The organism is Halovenus amylolytica (genome assembly GCA_004015825.1).
In the GTDB taxonomy this organism is placed as follows: domain Archaea; phylum Halobacteriota; class Halobacteria; order Halobacteriales; family Haloarculaceae; genus Halovenus; species Halovenus amylolytica.
This window is the reverse complement of record ML137216.1, coordinates 47,897-68,889: the sequence shown is the minus strand read 5'-3', so window position 1 is coordinate 68,889 and position 20,993 is coordinate 47,897. Positions and strand designations below refer to the sequence as shown.

Below are 20,993 nucleotides of genomic sequence, written 5' to 3'. Positions count from 1 at the left end.
CTCTAACAGTTTTTCGACGATATCTTCGACAGACTCGTCGAGCAGGCCGCCGCCCGCGGCCTGCTCGACTCCACATACTCAATCGATTCGACGCACATCGAAGCGATCCAACACAACGACGCAGCGTCATGGAACTACGATCCAACAGCTGAGGAACACTACTATGGCTTCGGCTGCACGATCGTTTCAACCGGTGCAAAGATCCCGATAGCAGCAGAGTTCACACAGACCAAACAAGCAGACAAGGAGACGGCGATGCGCGTCACGCGTGACGCGCTCGCCGTCGATACACCGATCTGGATGCTTGGAGACAGCGCCTACGACATCCTCGATTGGCACGACCACCTGCTGGCCGCAGGGGTCGTGCCAATCGCTCCATACAACCCGCGAAACACTGATGACCCGAAAGACATCGAGTACAGGGTCGAAGACCAAATCGGGGAACACAGCGAGGACGTTCAACTGAAACAATCCATCCTGAACGAGACGTACAACAACCGGACAGGAGTCGAACGAACCAACGATGCAGTCAAAGACTGCGGCCTCGGGCACGTTCGCGCCCGAGGCCGCGTCCATGCACGGACAGAAGTGTTCGTTGCGCTCTGCCTCCGGCTCGTTGTTGCCATCACCAACTACGAGCGAGGGAACAATCCGGGCTGTGAGAATCTATGAGATGGATTCTATGACAGGCTCTACCGTTCAGGTGCAACTCGGTATGCAAAGAGAAACAGCTAGAAACCACTAACGCGATCAGAGAATCGAACAGTCCCCCCAGAACCGGTCCTACGGCGTCTGCAAGCGTACGTCTGTTACCTTGTGAATTTCCTCGCCGATCCCTTCTCCATCACAGTCTTCTGTCGGACACCGATAGTGCCAGCCGTCTGTTGTGGCCTTTCGTTCGGAAAACCGCTCCCCACACCGGTCACAGAACAGATCCCCCTCCGTGCAGTTGTCCTGGTGTAGATCGAGTTCGAGCTCTGAACTGAATGTGCGCTTACAGTTACGGCAAGTGTGCACCATATCAGATAATACCCAGTTCTCTTTTAAAATTCCATCGGAACGTTCACTGCTAGCGATTTTATGTTCGAAACCGGCGGACTACTTCTGTAAGACCGTATTACTGTGGAAAAAAGTCCCGGATAACCGCCATACTGGAGCGGTATTCCGTGACAAGACAGTGTTACCGTCCGATCTTCCCCGGAACCGACGGAGTTGTGCGTCCCTGTCCGTCCCGATATGAAACCCAGCTAGCATGAACGAAAGTGCCAGCAGGAAGTACAGCTGGTCTGGTCTCGGAGCGAACAGAACCGGGGCGGACATTCGGGGTGAGATCGTTGGGACATCTGTCCACAGAGTACCGGAAAGGAGTTCCGGTACCTGGGTAGTACCAGCCTGTCTTCCCCAGAACTGCATCCGGTAAACTACCGGACGCGTCACTGGTTGAACGGCCTTCCCTCAATATGACGGCTATACAAGAGGCAATTACTTCCGCTAGAGGGGAAGTGTGGCGGTATTCACCGAGTTGGCGGCGAATAAGTAGCCGTAGATACACCAGTGGGTAAGAGCGGCAGTTGCTGTCACTGCCGACGAGGTATCCAATATGAATACAGTCGAACAATGGAAACAGGAGAAACACCCGCTCGAGATGATCGAGCTGGTCGAGGAATTCGCAGAGGAGGGCCTTTCCTTCGACGAGATCGAGGAACGCGAGGGCGAGGGCGTCTGGGAACGAATGAAGTGGACCGGCATGTACACCCACGGCGTCCAGCGTGGCTACATCATGATGCGGACGAAAGTCCCCGGCGGCTATCTCACACCCGAACAAGCCGAGGTCATCGGCGAGGTGGCCACGGAGTACGCCTGTGCACCCGACGAGTACGGCGGTGAGGAACAGAACAGCATCTGGGGTGATGCCTATCTCGACATCACTACGCGCCAGGATATCCAGAAACACTGGATCGAAATCGAAGATGTGCCGGAAATCTGGGACATGTACGACGAGGTCGGGCTGACGACCATCGGCGGCTGTGGTGACGGCGCACGGAACGTGCTCGGCTGTCCCGCCGCCGGACTCGATGGCCACGAATGTTTCAACGCACAACCTGTCGTCGACGCTGTCTCTGATTTCTTCGAGGGGAACCGCGAGTACTCGAATCTCCCGCGGAAGTTCAAGATGACGATCACCGGCTGCAAACACGACTGCAGCCAGTCGCAGATCAACGATATCGGACTGACGCCTGCAAAGAAGGAAATCGACGGCGAGTGGCAGTACGGCTTCCACACCAAGGTCGGCGGCGGACTCTCGGACGGCCCCCGAATGGCCTCCTCGCAGGATATGTTCATCCCGCCGGAGGATGCCGTCGAGTACTGCCGCGCAGTCGCCCAGACGTTCAAGGAACTCGGTGACCGACACAACCGCGGCGTTTGCCGGATGCGCTACCTCGTCGAGCAGGTGGGACCGGAGAAATTCGAGGAAGCGGTCCGCGACCGCGCGAGCGTGGAGTTCCCGACCCGTGGCGTCGATCTCACGGAGGGCTACGTCGGCGACCACGTCGGCGTTCACGACCAGAAGAAAGACGGCCTCAAGTACGTCGGATTCAACGTCATCGCTGGCCGGATGGGTGGCGACGAGTTCGCCGAAGCCGCTCGCGCGGCCGAGCAGTACGGCACCGAAGATGCCTCGGTCCGACTCGCGACCGACCAGAACTTCCTCCTCACGCACATTCCCGAGGAGAACGTCGGGAAACTGATGAACGAGCCGTTTGCCCGCAAGTACAAACCGAACCCGGGGCCGTTCTCCCGCGGCGCAGTCGGCTGCACAGGGTCGGAGTTCTGTAACTACGGCATCATCGAGACGAAAAACCGCGTTCGTCGCTGGGCGAAGGCGCTGGACAAGCGCATCGACACGCCGGACGATCTCGACGTCGTCCGGATGCACATGTCGGGCTGTTCTGCCTCGTGTGCACAGCCACAGATCGCGGATATCGGCTTCCGTGGCGAGACGGTCCAGGTCGACGACCCCGAAGGAACCACGAACGAGGAAGGAGACAACGTGGTCGAAGGGATGGACTTCGGACTCGGCGGTTCCCTCGGCACCGACAACGAGTTCCTCGACTGGGTCGAACACGCTGTCCCCGCGGATGCGGTAATCCCCGCACTCGAACAGCTGTTCGACGCCTACGCCGACGAGCGCCACGAAGGCGAGCGGTTCTACGAGTGGTGCCGACGGGTCGACAACGACCGACTGCGGTCGGTCATGCAGACTGCTGACGCCAACGTCTCCGGAGGTGTTGCCCATGGCGACTGACGAGGAGCCAGAACTCGTCGAAGACGGGCCAGGCTTCGCCAGCATAGATCCGGGCGTCGGCGAACAGCAGTCCGAACGATCGGAGCAGCTGGCAGACGGCTCCCCACTCCCGGGTGTTCCGGAGGCAGGCAGTTCGGGGACGAGCGTGCCGCCGATGTCCGAGCAGTCGGACCGGACACGAGAGGAGACGGAATCGATTCCACAGGAGTCGACAGAGGACAGCTGTGGATCGAACTGCGGCTGCAAATCCGACACGCCGGCAACACCGGAATCACCCTCCGAGAAATCTGCTGACGGCGGACAGGTCGTTACCGACGGCGCTGGTGCGGAGGTCTCCGGCGGGACACCGACGAACGTTACAGAGGATGGCGAACTGACGAACCTGGAGTTCACCGACCCTCAGGAGAAGGTCAGCCAGCCACTCGCCGGCGAGGGTCGCGGCGAAGCGACCGATCCGACCGAGCGACCGAACATGCCGGGCGATGCCGAACTCGACACGCCGGGCTACGGCATCCGCGCGCGGATGAACGATATCGAGGAACCCGACGACAAGACGTGGTTCATGGAGCTGGACGAGGGTGTCATCGACGCTGGTCGGTGTATCCAGTGTGGCACCTGTGTCGCAGCCTGTCCCTCCGACTCCATCGGGATCGGCGACGATGGACTGCCGGAACTGGTCAAGATGTGTACCGGCTGTTCGCTGTGCTGGGACTTCTGTCCACGTGGCGGCCTGCGCTACGAGCGCCAGTGGAAGATCACCGGCGGCGAGGACAACGTCAAGGGTGCGGGCGACCCGATCACGGAGTTCTCCGCCCGCGTCGAGGAAGACTGGCGACACAACTCCCAGGACGGCGGTGCCGTCACCGGCATCCTGATCCGGCTGATGGAGGCCGGCGAGATCGACGGTGCGCTCATCGCCACCGAGTCCGACGAAGATCCGTGGAAAGCTGAAGGGTTCATGGCGACGTCACCGGAAGAGCTCAAGGACAACACAGGGACGATCTACAGCCAGACGATGGCACTCGGCCATCTCGATTTCTCGAAGTGGGACGACAAATTCGAGAAAGACTGGGAAGATATCTCGCTTGCAGTGGTCGGTACGCCGTGTGAGATCGAGGGGATCCGTGCGCTGGAAGACTTCGAATGGGAGTACGGCTCCCAGGAAGAAGGCGTCCGCGCGATCGATTACCGCATTGCGCTGATGTGCACGAAAAACTTCAACTACGAGCGACTCATCGGCGAGAAACTCGAAGAGGAACGCGGGATCGACATCGACAACGTCGGCAAGATGGACGTACTTCACGGCCAGCTGATGGTCGACGATCTGGAGGGTAACGAGATTCTCAACGAGGATATCGAGAACTTCCACGACGCAGCCCTCAAGGGCTGTGACGAGTGTGCCGACTTCACCGGCTTCTGTGCCGACCTCACCGTCGGCTCGGTCGGATCGAGTGACGAGTACTCCTCGGTGATCGTCCGGACCGAACAGGGACTCGACGCCTGGAATCTCACAAAGGACGTACTCGACTACCACGATCTGGAAGACAAATCGGCAGTCGGCAAGCTCCAGGGCTGGGACAAGAAGAAGGCATTCGAGGCGCTCGAACGACCGTTCGACCCCGATGCGCCACGTTTCATCGACTACAGCGACCACGTCGAACACTACGGCGGCGAACTGACCCCCCACGAAGCGGATCACTAGCACCGTCGCGGCCCGCAGAATACTTTATAACTAAGTTATTGCAGAGTCTAGGAGTGACTGTGATCTATCTGACCGAGGGGCTCCTGAAAACGCTGTTGCGGATGGCCGAGGAGCGTGATCCAGCGTCGACGACAGTACCACTCGCAATCACTGATGCTGGGGAGCTCCCAGACGCCAACCTCTCCGCAGAGACACCCGTATTCACCCACTTTTATCTCCCGAACGAGGGCGATTCAGTCAACGCAGTGTTCGGTGTCGATCTGGGGACTCCCTCCGGGCAGACACCCGGCGTGTTCGTCTCACACCCGCGGGGCGAACTCGAACTCTCCAAACGCGACGATTTCCGCGAGGTGATCTTCGTCGCAGTACCGCCGTGGGATATGGAATCGTTCAAAATCTTCGATAGAACCGGGGACGAACTCGAATTCACCGTGTTGGACATCGAACCACCCGAAGAGGCAGGGATCGTCTGATCGGTGGTTGGGCAGACAGGACGTAATTACTCCAGGTAGCCGAGATCGTGCAGCTGGTCGGCGATCTCCTCGAACTCCGCTTCGGTCAGTTCACCCTGCTGCTGGTGTTGAATGACGATACTCCGGAGCAGAAACCGGACCAGATCGCTGGTCGACTGAAAACTCGTTCCTTCGATCGTCTCTTCGACGCCTTCGCTCAACTCCTTGGGAATCGAGACGGTTGTGTATTCGGTCATATACCACCTCTGTGGGACGGAGTGAAAGGCATTGTGCCAGGCGATAGAAACGGAAACGATCAGAACTAAACGACGTGACGTCCTCTACTACCGTGTGACCGAAATACTACTCTGGCTCGGGATTCTTGTCGCGCTGTTTGTCGGATATAATATCGGCGGATCGACGACGGGGCCTGCCTTTGGCCCCGCTGTCGGATCGAAGGCGATTTCGAAGGTGGTCGCTGCAGGGTTGATGTCGGTATTTTTCTTCGTCGGTGCGTTCACTGTCGGGCGACGGGTCGTCTCCACACTTGGCACCGAACTGGTCAGCAGTACGGCGATTTTCACGCTCGAAGCGAACGTTACCGTCCTCTTCTTTATCGGCGGCGCGCTCTTTATCGGGAACTTCTTCGGCGTCCCGGCCTCCACCTCGATGACGGCAGTCGGAGCGATTGCGGGGCTCGGACTCGCCGCTGGACAGCTCGAGTGGGCGGTGATGGGCGAGATCGCAGTCTGGTGGATCGTCGCCCCGATCATCGCCTTCTGGGTCTCGGGTGTCATCGGCCGCTATTTCTACGCACGACTCAACCGTCGAATCGAACTCGTCCAGAGTGACGGACCCCTGATCAAAATCGAACGACAGAGTGTCCTCCCGCGTGTGACACGCGGGCCGAACACCTCGACGAAAGAACTCGCCGGGACAGGTGTCGTCGTCTTCATCGGCTGTATCATGGCTTTCTCCTCGGGAACGTCGAACATCGCCAACGCGATCGCACCGCTGGTCGGAAGCGGTGATCTGGAGATGAATACCGGTATCATCATCGGCTCGATCGCGGTCGGTGTGGGTGCGTTTACGATCGGTCGTCGGACACTGGATACGCTGGGCAACGACCTGACAGAACTCCCGCTTACCGCCGCGATCGTCGTCGCGTCGGTGAGTGCAACGCTCGTTATCATCCTCTCTTTGATCGGTATTCCCGCGAGTTTCGTCATCATCGCCACGATGAGCATCATCGGACTCGGCTGGGGACGGGCAACCCGGACGACGACAGTCACCGGGATGGCCGGCGACGAGGAGACACGCGTCTCGGTCGGTGCACTGGCTACGGACGAAGGGGGTGAACAACTCCCGGAGATCGGTGAAGAAGAGCCAGATGAGATACCGTCTGCGAGCGAACTGTTCAACCCGTCGACGACGGCGCGTGTCGTCATCATGCAAAACGTCGTCCCCCTCGTGGCGACAGTGGGTGCGTATCTCACCTTCCGATTCGTTCCCGTCTACGGGTTCTGATCTGTCGCAGAGTCGAGTACGTCGAACAGTGTTTCGGGTATCTCTTCTGTCGGGACGATTCGATCCACGACACCGGTGTCGATAGCCCGGTCGGGCATCGCGGAGATCCGTGCCGACTCGGGGGTTTGAACGACAATCTTGCCCCCAGCGTCGGCGATAGCTTCGACGCCGCTGGCCCCATCTTTCCCCATTCCCGAGAGGACGACCGTCAACAGGGGACCTGATACCGTCCCGGCGACTGACTGGAGTGTGACGTCCGCGGCCGGGCGGACGCTGTGCACCGGTGGATCGTCGGTCAGCGTTACTCGTAGCTCCCGACCACTCTCCGCATCGACTTCGAGATGGTTTCCACCGCGGGCGACGAGAACCTCGTTTGGTCCGACCGTGTCGCCCGGCTCGGCCTCCCGGACGGCCAGCTCTGAGAGTTCGTCGAGTCGGTTGGCGAACCGCCCGGTGAACTGTTCGGGCATATGCTGGACGATCAACACTCTGGCACCCAGCGATCCGGGCAGCGACCCGACGATCGAGTGTATCTCTGTCGGGCCGCCTGTCGAGGCTGCGATCACGATCGTCGGCGGGCTCTCCCACTCCGTGGTGGCAAGTTCTGGCTCCGGCGTCACCGTCGACGCCTCTGTAGCTGGTGACTCGCTGACGTCAGCCCGGGAGACGACGTCGACGAGGTCGACCAGATCCTCGGCGTACTCGACGAGACTCGTCGTCACCTCGCCATCCGGTTTCATCATGAAATCGACTGCCCCCGCAGCGAGCGCTTCGAAGGTTGTCTCTGCACCTTCCTCGGTGTATCTGCTCAACATCAACACTGGCGTCGGCTGTTCGTCCATGATCGCCTCGACAGCGTCGATGCCGTCCATCCCCGGCATCTTCACGTCCATCGTCACGACATCAGGTTCGCACTCGGTGACGACATCGATCGCTGCCTTCCCGTTGCTCGCGTCACCGACGACGGTGTGGCCGCCGTCTTCGAGAATCTCCGTGATCTGGACGCGCATGAACTGCGAATCGTCGACGACGACAACGTCAGCCATGAGTCACTCGTAGCGGTTTCGTTGCCATATGATCACCATCGCTCCGTACGAATTTCGATGCGCGTGCCGGGGCCGTCGGCCAGGTGGATCGCCCAGCCGTGGGCCTTGACGATCTCTTCGACGATCGCGAGCCCGTTTCCATCCCGGTCCGAGACTGTCGTGTAACCCCGATCGAAGACGTACTCTCGGTCCTCCTCGGGGATTCCCGCTCCGTCGTCTGCGACGTAGAATCCTGCTGCGTTCTCCAGGTGACCGATCTCGACTGTAACTGGTCCTTCCGTGTGCGCGAACGTGTTCCCGATGAGTTCGTTGAGAATCCGCCGGAGTCGTTCAGGGTCGGCCTCGATCGTCGCCGCTTCGATATCGAGGGTCCCACGCTGCGTACTCGCATAGCGCCAGCAATCACGACCGATCTCTTCGAGTGAGAGCGTGTCGCGTTCGCTGACTCCTCTCCCCACGGTGACGAATGTGGTCCCTTCGTCGGCCAGTTCGTCGATCTGCTGGAGGCCGTTCTCGACGTGTTCGATGTGTTCGCTGTCACACTCCATTTTGACCAGATCGAGTCGACCAGCGGCCAGATTCAGCGGATTGCCGAGGTCGTGTGAGACGAGTTCACGGAGTTCTTCGAGCCGACGCCGTTCACGGTCGAGTTCCTCCGACAGCCGCGCTCGGTGGAGACCGGTCGCGAGTACATCATTTAGTGTCTCTAGCAGCTCCGCCGAGCCATCAGTCAGTACACCGTCGGTGTACAGGTGGAGGACGGACTCCGTCAGCGGGAGCGCTACGGTGTTCTCGACGGCTGGAAGCCCGCGCTCGTCACGGAGCTGTTCGTACTCCGGATCAGCACTGTCGGTCTGAACCGCCTCGGTGTCGAGTGCCCGGGACGTTCGTGAGTCGTCCCCAAATCCCTCGATCCGATCCGGCAGTGGCTGGCTGCTCGCACGGATTCGAATGCCGCCCTGCGGAGTGGGCTGTCCGATCCAGGCGACCTGCGTGGCTTCTGGCTGCACCAGTCGCTCCGGAAGTTTGGTCCCGATCTCTGCTGGAGCTTTTGCTACTGCAATTAGTTGTTGTGTGGCTCGTATCGTTTCGAGTAGCCAGCCTTTCTCGTCGTAATCGCCCGCACCCTCCGATCTGCTCATATCTGACTATTGCAGTCAACCGGCAAAACACTGACTGTCAAGATTGAATAAACAGGACCGATCTATGGTGAAAAATATTAATTTATATGTATATTTTTACTAAAATAGTATTATCTGGCGAGAGGTACTAGCAGTACGAGTGAGGGGGAACTAGATCAGGTGGCGCCACTACGACGGGTCGGTATCGGCGTCTGGATCTGGGAGTACAGATCAGTGCCTACAGTCGGTCTCGGTGTCGGAATGAGAAACAGCCAGTACCGTTACTTGCCCCAGAACGGATCGCGGTTCCGGTGTTTGTCGAGGTACATCGAGAGGACTTCTCGTTCGTCGGCAGAGATTTCCTCCGTCAGTTCCTGTTCGAGGATTTTCGCGTGTTTCTCGGGGATCTCGACCCACAGCTCGTCGCCTTCCCTGATCTGCCGGCCGACGGTCGGCCCGTCGATCGAGACCGCGACGCGGTTGCCGGTCCGTGCTTCGTCGACGTCCTCGCCTTCGTCCTGGATCGATTTGAGCATCCCCACTCGCTCCGGCTCGTTACCTTCGAATTTCACGATCCGCGAGTTGCGTTTGAGCAATCCACCCCGGATTTCGACACCGACGACTGCCGGATCGGACTGCCGGAAGGTATGATCGTCGAGAATTTCGAACCGTGCCGGCCGGGTTATGTTTTCGAGCACCTGCTCCTGTTGTTCCTGCTCGATTTCCTCGACGTACTCCTCGTAGCCCTCGACGAGTCGGTAGATGACGTCGTGTTCGAACAGCCGAACGTCTTCCTGATCGGCGAGCTCGGCGGCATCGTCGAGCACGTCGACGTTGAACGCGAGAATGGACTGGTGTTTCGACTGCTCTGCAGTTTCTGCCATCCGGATATCGCGGGGTGCGACGTCGCCGACCTCCGCGTGCATCACCGGAATCTCCTCTTCGGCCAGGGTGCTCGCGAGCGCTTCGAGGCTGCCGAGTGTGTCGGCTTTGACGGTGATCCCTTCGTCTTCGGTCGAAACCTCGATATTTGCGAGCTCTGCTTTCACCTCGCTGACGACCTCGTCGACGTCCTGATCCCGGACGACACGGACCGGCGCGCCGGCCATCGCGTCGTCGAGATCCGGTGCGGCGATCTTGACACCCTGTGCTGCGACGACCTCGTCGACTTTCTCGAACTCGTCGTCGGCGCGGATCGCCGAGAGCGGTTTTGGCTGCAGGAGTGCACGGACCTCCGTCACGATCGGCTCTCGCGTCCCGCCGACGACGATCGTGTCGTCCTGTCCGATCGTCCCATCGTAGACGACAGCGTCGATGGTCGCACCGAACCCCTGCGTGTCGGTAACTTCGAGCACCGTCCCCGACCCGGGCCCGGTCACGTCGATGGCCATCTCCTCTTTCATGTACCGCTGGGAGAGCCCCATCAGCACCGTCAACAGGTCGGGAATCCCCTCGCCAGTCTCCGCAGACACTGGCACGACACCGATGTTCGACTGGAAATTCTTCACACGCCAGTACATATCCGCCGAGAAGTCCTCGTCGGAGAGCTGGCCGATAATCTCGTAGAGTTTCTCGTTGAGATCGGATTCGACGCGGTCACTCTGGGCCTGGATCGCGAGTTTCGACGGCCGACCCTCCGCTGGGTTCCAGCCCGGGACGGTGTCGATCTTGTTCGCAGCCACGATAAACGGCGTCGACGTTCGTTTGAGGATATCGATCGCCTCGTGGGTCTGTGGCTGAAAGCCGTCGTTGACATCGACGACGACGATGGCGATATCCGCGAGCGCGCCCCCGCGCGAACGCAACGTCGAGAAAGAGTGGTGGCCGGGTGTATCGATAAATAAGAGTCCAGGGAGATCGAAATCGTCGGGATCGACGAGATCGCCGGCGATCCCGGAGATAACATCGAGTGGCACCGCGGTCGAACCGATGTGCTGTGTGATCGCGCCCGCTTCCCCCTCGCTGACAGCCGAGCCGCGTATCTGATCGAGCAGGCTCGTCTTTCCGTGGTCGACGTGGCCGAGTACGGCGACGATCGGCGTCCGGAGCGCCGAGCCGTCACTGCGTTCGGACTGTTCGTGTTCGGACATCTCGTCTCACTAGAATTAGTGTAAACCAGCCGGCGATTCAAGTTAAGTACATCGTCTCGGAGTTCGACACAGCGTTCAAACCGTGTGGGGCCGTACCACTAGATATGAGCGTTTCGACACTCTGTGAGATCTGTGAATCGAGAACAGCAGAGTACTCCTGTTCGCACTGTGGACAGCTGGTCTGCGAACGACACTTCGACACCGATAGCGGCTACTGTGTCGACTGTCAGTCTCGCTTTGGCGGTGGTGACCAGCCCGAGCAGGGTGAGCAGATGCCCGACGGCGTCGATACCTACGAGCTGTAACTGGGTGGTGGCGCTGGGTGCGGCGCTATCGGTGACGGTTCAGTGATCGTTTCAACTGCTTTGCAGCCTCGCCTGCTGCTTTGAAATAGGGGCCACCGTCCCCGCCACGGACTGACCGATCCGTTCGCCCACCGGTGACCTCTTCACCGGCAAAGATGATCCCCCGCGAGGAGTTGACGAGTCCGACACCGTCGGCGAGTCCGTACTCGACGGCAGCCTCTTTGTCACCACCCTGCGCGCCGACACCTGGCACCAGGAACGGAATCTCGGGGACCAGTTCGCGGATCTCCTCGAGTTCGTCCGGCGCGGTTGCGCCGACGACCAGCCCGACGTTACCGTTCTCGTTCCAGGTATCTGCGATCCTCGCGACACGTTCGTACACGGTCTCGCCGGAGTCGAGGACGAGATCCTGTAGATCACTTCCGCCAGGGTTCGAGGTCCGGCAGAGCACGAAGATCCCCCTCTCCTCGCGCTGGAGGAACGGCTGGAGGGAGTCGCCACCGAGATAGGGGTTGACCGTGATCGCGTCCACATCGTCCAGGATCGAGGCGTACTGCCGGGCCGTGTTGCCGATATCGCCACGTTTCGCATCGAGGAGGACCGGGACGTCTTTGCCGTGTGCGTACGCGACAGTCTCCTGAAGTGCCCGCCAGCCGTCGGGGTCCTCGTAGAAGGCTGCGTTCGGCTTGTAGCAGGCGGCGTGTTCGTGTGTCGCGTCGATGATCCGTCGGTTGAACGCCCAGCGGGGAAGCTCCGCATCCTGGACAGATTCCGGGAGTCGGTCGGGGTCGGGATCGAGCCCTACCGAAACGACAGTCTCGTGTTTACGAATCCGTTCGTCCAGCCGGTCGAAAAAGCTCATTGTGCAGTTCCCGGCCGCGGTCGAAATGAATCTCTCGATATCAAGCCAGTTGACCGCCGGTCAAGCGCTGTTTCGCTGCTCCACCGTCTCCCGGATCAGATCGACCGCCCCTTTGACGTCGGCACCGGTCGTCACCTGAACCGTTTCGTTGTCGGCTTCGACGAGGTTGCCACGGTCAGCAGTCTGTTCGGGTGGGCGGGGAACCGCAAACTGGAGTTCGACGTATGCGGGATAGAGATAGACCGCCGCCAGTTCGGTCTCCTCGTCGAGGACCCGGTAGGCGAGCGTCCCGGTATCGGAGGGCATCGCGTCCGGATCCGCCTCTGAGACCGAAACAGCACCGAGGCCACCGGTCTGTAACCCTGTGATTTCCGAGGCGAGTAACTGTGCGATTCGCTTCCCGTCTGTGATGCTATCTGTGACCATGCGTAGGGTGGTCCCAACCGTGCGGGTATTTTTATCCGGGTGAGTATAGGTGTTACTCCCGAGAGTGGTCGCTCTATTCGCTTCGATCTGCCAGCAACTCTGTCTCTACGTGGCCGGACAGTTCCGACGCCTCGACACCCTGCTGGCGGCCGTACAGCACCGCGGCAGCCTCGATCGTGATCGCAAGCTCCGACTGGAGTTTGTTGATCTCCGCGACGGCGGTCTGTTTTTCCGTCCCGGCATCGACGATCGTCTCCAGCACACGCTCGAACGTCGTACGCTGCTGGAGGATGCTCTCGTCGGGTTCGTAGCCGTCTGGCACCTCGATATCGGCCGGATCGAATGTTACCTCGATATCGTCGTCTTCGCGGTCGAGCAGTCCCTCACCGGCCGCGACGGTGACCAGCCGTTTGGCCTGATCGGGAGAAAACCAGTCGCGGTCCAGCGATAGCGCGACGACGAACTCACTCTCGGTCATCCGTGTGACCCCGCGCTGGCGGAAGGGTACCGAGACTGCTCGGCGGAGACTCATCGTCAGCAACTGCTGGTTGCTGGGGGGTAAATCTATCGGGCTCTCTCCGTCAGCCGAGAACGCAGTGTGGGCCAGAACCCACAACTCAAGTCAGTGCCAGTCCAACCGTCTGTATTCAGACGAGCGTACAATGACTGGCCCGGAGATCACTGCACTCGACGCACAGACGGTCGAACGTATCGCCGCGGGAGAGGTCGTCGAACGGCCAGCATCCGCAGTCAAAGAGCTGCTCGAAAACAGCATCGACGCCGATGCGACCAGAGCGACTGTCACCGTCGAATCCGGGGGGAGAGAGCGGATTCAGGTCACAGACGACGGCATCGGGATGTCCCGGTCGGCAGTCGAACGGGCTGTCGAGGAGCACACCACGAGCAAGATCACGGATATCGCTGATCTGGAGCGTGGTGTCGGAACACTCGGCTTTCGCGGGGAGGCCCTGCACGCTATCGGCGCTGTCTCCCGGCTGACGATCACGACCCGCCCGCGCGATGGCGACCGGGGCACCGAGCTGACTGTCGAAGGCGGTGAGATTTCCAACATCTCGCCCGCTGGCTGTCCCGAGGGGACCACTGTCGAGGTCGAGGATCTCTTCTACAACGTCCCGGCACGGCGGAAGTATCTCAAACAGGACGCGACGGAGTTCGCCCACGTCAACACTGTGGTGACGAACTACGCTCTGGCGAATCCGGACGTGGCGATCACGCTCGAACACAACGGTCGGGAGACGTTCGCGACGAACGGCACCGGCAGTCTGCAGGAGACAGTGCTGTCGGTCTACGGCCGGGAGGTCGCGGAGGCGATGATCGACGTCGACGGCGAGGCGATGCCAGATGGCCCCCTCGACGGGATCTCGGGCGTGATCAGTCACCCGGAGACGAACCGGGCCAGCCGCGATTACCTCTCGACGTTCGTCAACGGGCGGTACGTGACCGCGAACACCGTCAGGGAGGCTGTAGTCGACGCCTACGGTGGCCAGCTCGCAGGCGATCGATACCCCTTCGCGGTCCTCTATCTCGACGTCGACCCAGGAACAGTGGACGTGAACGTCCACCCCCGGAAGATGGAAGTCAGATTTGCCGACGAGGCAGGGATCCGCGAACAGATCGAGACAGTCGTCGAAGGGACCTTGCTGGAGGAGGGGCTGATACGGAGTTCCGCCCCACGCGGACGCTCTGCACCGGATCAGACCGAAATCACACCCGAGAAATCCCGATCTGCGGAGCAGGGTGTGGTGGATGCCGACACAGAGACAGCCGACGCCACGGATGCGACAGAGACAACAGACGCCTCCGACACGGAGGAGACAGCGTCCAGGAAGCTTCGGATCCAGTCCGACTCGATTTCTGAACGAACGGACAAACGAACGCCCGAGCCCACTGCCGAATCAGCCGATACCGAGTCCGGAGCAGCATCTTCGACGGATGGAACTGACTCGCCTGAACGGGCGAATACGGTCAGGACCGACCCCGCAGACTCCGACAGCCCGGACCAGGAGTCAACGGCGGATGATCCGACGGACTCGACCGATGAAACCACTCCCCCCCGGGAACCAGATACCGAATCTACCGCCCCCTCGGCGCGGAAGTTTGCCGACGCAGGCCAGCAGGCGAGACTCGCCGAGGACGAGAATGTCGAGCAGTCCTTCGAATCACTGCCGCCGATGCGCGTACTCGGCCAGCTCCAGGAGACCTACATCGTCGCCGAAACGGGCGAGGGGATGGTGTTGATCGACCAGCACGCCGCGGACGAACGGATCAACTACGAACGACTCCGGGAGTCACTGACCGCCGAGACGACCACACAGGCACTCGCCGAACCAGTCACGCTGGAACTCACAGCCAGAGAAGCCGAACTGTTCACGGCTCACGAGGATGCGCTGGCGACACTCGGCTTTCGTGCCTCCCAGACCGGTGATCGAACAGTCGAGGTGACGACTGTCCCCTCGCTGATCGCCGAGGCGGCCGATCCAGCACTACTGCGTGACGTTCTCGGCGAGTTCGTCGCTGACGGTGGCACTGCGAGTGAGACAGTCGAGGCTGCCGCGGACGAACTCCTCTCGGATCTCGCCTGCTACCCCTCGATTACTGGTAACACGTCACTGACCGAGGGGTCGATTGTCGACCTGCTCGGGGCACTCGACGACTGTGAGAATCCCTACGCCTGTCCACACGGCCGACCTGTGATCGTCGAGTTCGACACCGACGAACTGGAGGCACGGTTCGAACGGGATTATCCCGGCCACCAGCACTGATATCTCTCGGTCCGCGAACGCGAATGTAAATCTGCAGTATCGCTTTATGCCTCGAACATAGATGAACAGATACTGTCGGCTATGGAATCCGAACCGCTGTGCTCGCTCTGTGGATGCAGCCTGAAGACGTCGGCTGTCGTCGACGAACAGGGTGACAGCTACTGTTCAGACGGATGCAGGTCAGTCGCGACCACACTCGACGTAGCGGACACAGAAGCGAGTAGCGAAACGACATCATCGAATCAGTCTGCCCAGGCCACCTTTCTCCACATCGACGGGATGCACTGCCACACCTGCGAGCAGTTTCTGGAACGGATCGCGACAGCGGAGGAGGGAGTCTCCGGTGCGGAGGCGAGTTACATCACGGAGACGATCCGTATCGAGTCCGATCCAGACGAGATCTCAGTCGAGGAACTCTGTGAGTCGTTGAGCACCGTCGGATACTCTGCGGTCCCGAGAGAGACACTCTCGACTGTTGCTGACGATCAGAACCGGCGCACAGACGAACGTCACATGGACGATATGATTGGATTCCGCTACGCAGCGGGCGTTCTCGTCGGGATGTTCATCCTCATGCCCTACATTCTTGTCTTCTACCCGTCCCAGATTCCCGGCTTCCTGGATGCGATGACGTTGTTCGAGAGTGGCCCCGGACCCGGGGATGGAATCTTTATTCTCCCGGCATTTCTCGGGATGACCAGCATCGTCCTCTTTTTTACCGGGCTGCCGGTGCTCCGGGGTGCGTACGTCAGTCTGCGGATGCGCCAGCCCAACACCGATCTGCTCGTCACGATCACGATCGTGAGCGCGTACGTCTACGGCACTCTGGCGTTTTTGACTGGCAATGTCGAGGTCTACTACGACCTGACGATCGTCATCTCGGCGACCGTGGTCGCCGCGATCTACTACGAGTCGCTGGTCAAACAGCGCGCCGTCGACCGACTGACTGAACTGACTGTCTCCGAGGTTACCCACGCCGAGCGGTACGACGAGGATGGGACCACGAGCGAGGTGGCGGTCGAAGAACTCCAGGCCGGCGACAGCGTCCTCGTTACACAGGGCGACCGTATTCCGGTCGACGGCAGCCTCGAAAACGGAGGCTGTACGGTAGACGAGGCAGTCGTGACCGGTGAGTCCCTGCCAGTCCGCAAAGAAGCCGGAGACTCACTGATCGGTGGCTCCATCGTGGTCGAAGACCGGGCAGTCCTCGAAGTCGGTGACCCGCCGACGAGCAGTCTCGATGGGCTCACGACGGCCGTCTGGGATCTGCAAAGTGCGTCACACGGTGTCCAGCGCCGGAGCGACAGGCTCGCCGCCCTCGTCGTCCCGGCACTCGCCGTACTGGCAGTCGTCGTCACACTCTCGACAGTCGCCGTTGGCGGATCAATTCTGGGGGGCATCTTCGCTGGACTCGCAACACTGCTTGTCACCTGCCCGTGGGCCGTTGGACTGTCGACACCGCTTTCGGTGGCGACGAGTATCGAAGCGGGACTTCGACGGGGGATCATCATCTTCGACGAGACGATTTTCGAACGACTCCGGGAGACCGATACTGTCGTCTTCGACAAAACGGGGACGCTCACCACCGGTGAGATGCAGTTACTCGACGCCGATGCACCGACAGAACTCCTCTCGGCCGTCGCTGTACTCGAAAAATATGCCGCACATCCGGCGAGTACGGTGATCGAAGACGAGTTCGGCCGCCGGGCTGATGGCGGACGCAGATCTGTGGAGACAGCGTCAGAGCCCGAAAGAGTGGAGCCACAGATAACCGACGTGAAGACACACGCGACGGGCATCGAGGGAAAAGACGGTGACCGGACACTGCTCGTGGGTAATCTCGATCTGTTCGCCGATCAGGGCTGGACTGTCCAAAGCGAGATCGAACAGCGTGCACTCGAAGAACGCGAGGCGGGCAACCTCCCTGTAATCGTCGGGGACAACGGGAGTGCCGAGGGGCTCGTCGTGCTGGGGGATTCGCCGAGACGGGAGTGGGCCGAGACGATCAGTCGGCTCGCAGACCGGGATATCGAGATCGTGGTGTTGACGGGTGACGACGGGGCTGCAGCCGCCCAGTTCGAAGCACACGAGGACGTCGACCACGTCTTCGCCGGCGTGTCGCCGGATGGCAAAACCGAGGCGATCCGGCGACTGCGGGCGAGGGGTCACGTCACCATGGTCGGCGACGGCACGAACGACGGACCTGCACTGGCCGGTGCTGATCTGGGAATTTCGATCAGTACCGGGACCGCGCTGGCTGCAGAGGCGGCCGATATCACGATCCTCGACGAGAATATCTCGACCGTGGAGACCGCGTTCGATCTGGCTGACGCTGCCCGACGGCGCCTCTACCAGAACACCGGGCTGGCGCTTAGCTTCAACGGGTTTGCCATCGGACTCGCAGTCGCTGGCGTGCTGAACCCACTTTTCGTCATGGGGGCAGCAGTCGTCAGCGGCGGGACGATCGCACTCAACAGCACGCGGTCGCTTCTCTGAGTTTCGGTGTCTGGTAGCCGATAGCTGGACAGTTCCGGGCCGATTCCTGTCACTTTATATGCGTCAGGAGCCAATACTGGACCGTGACGAACCCTCCCGATGATATCCAGCTGACGCTTTTACAGCTGGACAACTACGGCCCGTGGACGGTGACACCATCACCGCGACGTGAGACGGACCTGCAGTCGTTACAGGCACGGCTGTACGCCGACTTCGCCGACTTCGTCGGCCGGGAAGACGGCTACGCATTTTTCGACCGGTTCGACAACATCATCGGAGTAACGAACGGGATCGACGGAAAAGCCCACGAACGGTTCCAGGAACGAGTTCGGAACCAGTACCCCATCACTGCCAGCATGAGCGTCGGCGTCGGAGAGACGCCGATCGATGCACTCGGGACTGCGACCCAAAAACTCCAGGAGGCCGGCAGCGCACAGGACCCCAGCCGGACCGAGATCCTCGCGATCGACGAGACGATCGGACACACGGACGGCGATCTGACGATCGCACATTTCGATATCGTCGACGTGACAGGGACGCTCACCGATACCCAGAACGCAGCGAAGACGACACTGACTGTCCAGCGGACTGCGCTCGAACTCGCCGAGTACATGCAGACGGAACACGACAGCATCGCACGCTTCGTCGGCGGCGACAACATGATCGCAGTCTGTCCGACGCTGGACCGCGATACGTTCGACACCGCGCGGGACGTCGTCGGGGAGCGAGCCGGTGTCGAGTTGCAGGTCGGTGTCGGCCGCGGCACGACCGCACACGGGGCGGGCTACCGCGCCAAGCTCGCCCTGGAGGAGTGTCGCGAGAACGGCCACCGTGTCCACCAGATCTCACAGCAGGCCGCCACGGACTGATCGATGGGGTTCGAACTCCCACTCGGAACGGAGACGGTCGAGTGTTCGCTGCCATCCTGTCGAGTCACGACTGCGCGACCGCCGGGCGGAGAGGCTGTCGACGTGCGCGAGGCTGCCAGAGATGCACTCCGAGACCCACATGGCCCACCACTCACCGACCGTATCGAACCGTCTGATTCTGTCTCGATCGTCGTCACTGACGTTACTCGCGCAACTCCGGAAGACGTCCTGCTCGACGTGTTGGTCGCCGCATTCGAGCGAGCCGGCGTCGACAGCGACCAGATCAGTGTCGTGATCGGGCTCGGTCTGCACCGGCCGATGACCGACGAGGAGATCGAATCTGCACTGGGTGAGCACGCGGATCTCGCGGTCAACCACGACCCAGATCGAACGGTGACCGTCGGCGAAATCGAGGGCTGTCCGGTCGAGCTGTTCGAACCGATCACCGAGACAGACGTCCTCTGTTCGACGGGTATGGTCGAGCCACACCAGTACGCAGGATTCTCCGGCGGCGCGAAGACCGCACTGATCGGCGCTGGCGGCGAGTCACAGCTCCGGTACACCCACGGGCCGGAGATGCTCGCCCGCGACGGTGTCCGGCTCGGTCGGATCGACGGCAACCCATTCAGGGAGTTCCTGGACAGTGGCGGCGATCTCATCGACGTCGAGTTCTGTCTAAACGTCACCCACGGACCGGCAGGCATCATGGGCGCGAGCGCGGGCGACCACCGGGCAGTCGTGCGGGATCTCGCAGCGACGGCCAGGGAGGCGCTCTCGGTCGAAGTGACGGCGGAGTACGACGCCGTCGTCGCGGGCGTCGGCGCACCGAAAGACGCGAACCTCTACCAGACGACCCGCGGCCCGACCTACATCGTTCTCGGTGCACGGAATCCACTGCGACCGGACGGGCGTGTCGTCGTGCCAGCGACCCTCTCCGAAGGTGCTGGCGAGGGACGTGGCGAACAGCGATTTTACGAGCGACTGTCGGCGGCGAGCAGTCCCGAGGAACTGTACCAGGAAATGAAGGACGGGTACGAACCGGGTGCCCAGCGTGCGTTCGTCCTCGCACGGACACTGCGGGAACACGACGTGTGGATCACGAACAGCGACACGCCGGAGATCGTCGAAGAGTGTCTCATGCACGCCGCAAAGGGTGTCGAAGACGCGATCGAACCAGAGAGTGATGTGCTGGTCGTTCCCGACGCGCTGAACACACTCCTCGTCTAATAAAACCGGCGTGTCAGACAGTATCTTGTAGGTTTTCACCTTCTCGTACCGTAGGCTTGAATTCTTTGCTGGGCTCTGTGTCATCTTTATACCTCTTGCAGGCCACTACTACATGTGAACGTAATCGGGCACAGAGGCTGTGCTGACCAGTTCCCGGAAAACAGTCTGGCAGCGATTCGTGGCTCGGCCGAGCACGTCGACATGGTCGAGATCGACGTCCAGCGATGCGGGAGCGGCGAGATTATCGTCTTCCACGACGACACACTCGACCGGTTGACCGGAGCAAGCGGGCGAGTCAGTGAGACACCACTGGAGAAGATACAGTCGTTGCAAATCGGTAACTCCGAGGAGGTGATTCCGACGCTCGAAGCCGCACTCGACGCGCTGCCTGCAGGGACAGGAATAAACGTCGAACTCAAGCGAGCGGGAATGGTCGAGGATGTCGCACCACTGCTCGACGAACTCGATCAGGAGGTTCTCGTCTCGTCGTTCGAATCCGAGGCCCTCGCGGAGTTCGCCAGAGAACCCGTCCCGACTGCATACCTCTTCGCCGGGCCGGGTGCCGAGAGCATCGAGACAGCCGCTGAACTCGGCTGTGATGCTATCCATCCACTTCACGAACTCGTCGACGAGGGCCTGATCGAGCAGGCCAGAGACCACGGATTTTCCGTCAACGCCTGGACTGTCCCAACCACGGAAGATGTCCTCGAATTAAGAGAGCTAGGGGTCGACGGTGTGATCGTCGACGACTGGCTGATCGTGCCGGACGCGTAATTTCGA

At 60.7% G+C, this 20,993-nt stretch carries 18 protein-coding genes and 1 pseudogene; 11 read left to right on the top strand and 8 right to left on the bottom strand.

The window, feature by feature from the left end; all coding sequences use genetic code 11:
- Positions 1-15: 15 nt before the first annotated feature.
- A pseudogene (locus EOW68_RS01475) lies at positions 16-672 on the top strand (transposase); the annotation flags it as partial.
- A 111-nt stretch (positions 673-783) separates the two neighbouring features.
- On the opposite strand, the gene EOW68_RS01470 reads toward EOW68_RS01475, so the two are convergent.
- Entirely contained in the window at positions 784-1,020 is a 237-nt protein-coding gene (locus EOW68_RS01470; protein ID WP_128223406.1) for an HVO_2901 family zinc finger protein, read from the bottom strand.
- A gap of 580 nt (positions 1,021-1,600) precedes the next feature.
- On the opposite strand from EOW68_RS01470, the gene EOW68_RS01465 reads away from it, so the two are divergent.
- Genes EOW68_RS01465 through EOW68_RS01455 form a run of 3 tightly spaced genes read left to right on the top strand, consistent with a single transcriptional unit; the run spans position 1,601 to position 5,482 of the window.
- Positions 1,601-3,307 (top strand): nitrite/sulfite reductase, encoded by a 1,707-nt coding sequence (locus tag EOW68_RS01465; RefSeq protein ID WP_128223405.1) that lies wholly within the window; start codon positions 1,601-1,603, stop codon positions 3,305-3,307.
- Positions 3,297-5,009: a Coenzyme F420 hydrogenase/dehydrogenase, beta subunit C-terminal domain gene (locus EOW68_RS01460; RefSeq protein WP_128223404.1), complete on the top strand. Its 1,713-nt coding sequence runs from the start codon at positions 3,297-3,299 to the stop codon at positions 5,007-5,009. The genes EOW68_RS01465 and EOW68_RS01460 overlap by 11 nt, the downstream gene beginning before the upstream one ends.
- A gap of 59 nt (positions 5,010-5,068) precedes the next feature.
- Positions 5,069-5,482 carry a JAB/MPN domain protein-containing protein gene (locus tag EOW68_RS01455; protein ID WP_128223480.1) on the top strand — a complete coding sequence of 138 codons (414 nt, stop codon included), beginning with the start codon at positions 5,069-5,071 and terminating at the stop codon, positions 5,480-5,482.
- A gap of 26 nt (positions 5,483-5,508) precedes the next feature.
- Here the strand turns inward: EOW68_RS01455 and EOW68_RS01450 are convergent, their stop codons facing one another.
- Complete coding sequence (locus EOW68_RS01450) at positions 5,509-5,718, bottom strand: ribbon-helix-helix domain-containing protein (protein WP_128223403.1); 210 nt, start codon at positions 5,716-5,718, stop codon at positions 5,509-5,511.
- Between the two features lie 94 nt (positions 5,719-5,812).
- On the opposite strand from EOW68_RS01450, the gene EOW68_RS01445 reads away from it, so the two are divergent.
- The gene (locus EOW68_RS01445; RefSeq protein ID WP_128223402.1) at positions 5,813-6,988 is read left to right on the top strand and encodes an inorganic phosphate transporter; all 1,176 of its coding nucleotides are present in this window, start codon (positions 5,813-5,815) and stop codon (positions 6,986-6,988) included.
- Here EOW68_RS01445 and cheB read toward each other — a convergent pair.
- From cheB to infB, 3 genes are all read right to left on the bottom strand, one after another.
- The gene (cheB, locus tag EOW68_RS01440) at positions 6,976-8,034 is read right to left on the bottom strand and encodes a chemotaxis-specific protein-glutamate methyltransferase CheB (protein WP_128223401.1); all 1,059 of its coding nucleotides are present in this window, start codon (positions 8,032-8,034) and stop codon (positions 6,976-6,978) included. The genes EOW68_RS01445 and cheB overlap by 13 nt on opposite strands.
- Before the next feature lie 32 nt (positions 8,035-8,066).
- Complete coding sequence (locus tag EOW68_RS01435; protein ID WP_128223400.1) at positions 8,067-9,176, bottom strand: sensor histidine kinase; 1,110 nt, start codon at positions 9,174-9,176, stop codon at positions 8,067-8,069.
- A 260-nt stretch (positions 9,177-9,436) separates the two neighbouring features.
- A complete protein-coding gene (gene infB, locus EOW68_RS01430; RefSeq protein ID WP_128223399.1) occupies positions 9,437-11,245 on the bottom strand; it encodes a translation initiation factor IF-2 in 1,809 nt (602 codons plus the stop codon).
- 104 nt (positions 11,246-11,349) lie between these two features.
- On the opposite strand from infB, the gene EOW68_RS01425 reads away from it, so the two are divergent.
- Complete coding sequence (locus EOW68_RS01425) at positions 11,350-11,550, top strand: hypothetical protein (protein ID WP_128223398.1); 201 nt, start codon at positions 11,350-11,352, stop codon at positions 11,548-11,550.
- Positions 11,551-11,575: 25 nt separating this feature from the next.
- On the opposite strand, the gene pyrF is transcribed toward EOW68_RS01425, so the two are convergent.
- The 3 genes from pyrF to EOW68_RS01410 form a co-directional block, all read right to left on the bottom strand.
- Entirely contained in the window at positions 11,576-12,412 is an 837-nt protein-coding gene (gene pyrF, locus EOW68_RS01420; RefSeq protein WP_128223397.1) for an orotidine-5'-phosphate decarboxylase, read from the bottom strand.
- Between the two features lie 60 nt (positions 12,413-12,472).
- Positions 12,473-12,838, bottom strand: a complete 366-nt coding sequence (locus tag EOW68_RS01415; RefSeq protein WP_128223396.1) for a DUF7993 family protein — start codon at positions 12,836-12,838, stop codon at positions 12,473-12,475.
- Positions 12,839-12,911: 73 nt separating this feature from the next.
- The gene (locus EOW68_RS01410; protein ID WP_128223395.1) at positions 12,912-13,370 is read right to left on the bottom strand and encodes a DUF2240 family protein; all 459 of its coding nucleotides are present in this window, start codon (positions 13,368-13,370) and stop codon (positions 12,912-12,914) included.
- A gap of 130 nt (positions 13,371-13,500) precedes the next feature.
- On the opposite strand from EOW68_RS01410, the gene mutL reads away from it, so the two are divergent.
- The 5 genes from mutL (at position 13,501) to EOW68_RS01385 (ending at position 20,987) form a co-directional block, all read left to right on the top strand.
- Positions 13,501-15,621 (top strand): DNA mismatch repair endonuclease MutL, encoded by a 2,121-nt coding sequence (gene mutL / locus EOW68_RS01405; protein WP_128223394.1) that lies wholly within the window; start codon positions 13,501-13,503, stop codon positions 15,619-15,621.
- Between the two features lie 81 nt (positions 15,622-15,702).
- Positions 15,703-18,117 carry a heavy metal translocating P-type ATPase gene (locus EOW68_RS01400; protein ID WP_128223393.1) on the top strand — a complete coding sequence of 805 codons (2,415 nt, stop codon included), beginning with the start codon at positions 15,703-15,705 and terminating at the stop codon, positions 18,115-18,117.
- An 83-nt stretch (positions 18,118-18,200) separates the two neighbouring features.
- Positions 18,201-18,986, top strand: coding sequence for a GTP cyclohydrolase IIa (locus tag EOW68_RS01395; protein ID WP_431358688.1), 786 nt, complete (start codon positions 18,201-18,203; stop codon positions 18,984-18,986).
- 3 nt (positions 18,987-18,989) lie between these two features.
- Positions 18,990-20,213, top strand: coding sequence for a lactate racemase domain-containing protein (locus EOW68_RS01390; RefSeq protein WP_128223392.1), 1,224 nt, complete (start codon positions 18,990-18,992; stop codon positions 20,211-20,213).
- A 114-nt stretch (positions 20,214-20,327) separates the two neighbouring features.
- The gene (locus tag EOW68_RS01385) at positions 20,328-20,987 is read left to right on the top strand and encodes a glycerophosphodiester phosphodiesterase (RefSeq protein ID WP_128223391.1); all 660 of its coding nucleotides are present in this window, start codon (positions 20,328-20,330) and stop codon (positions 20,985-20,987) included.
- Positions 20,988-20,993 lie beyond the last annotated feature (6 nt).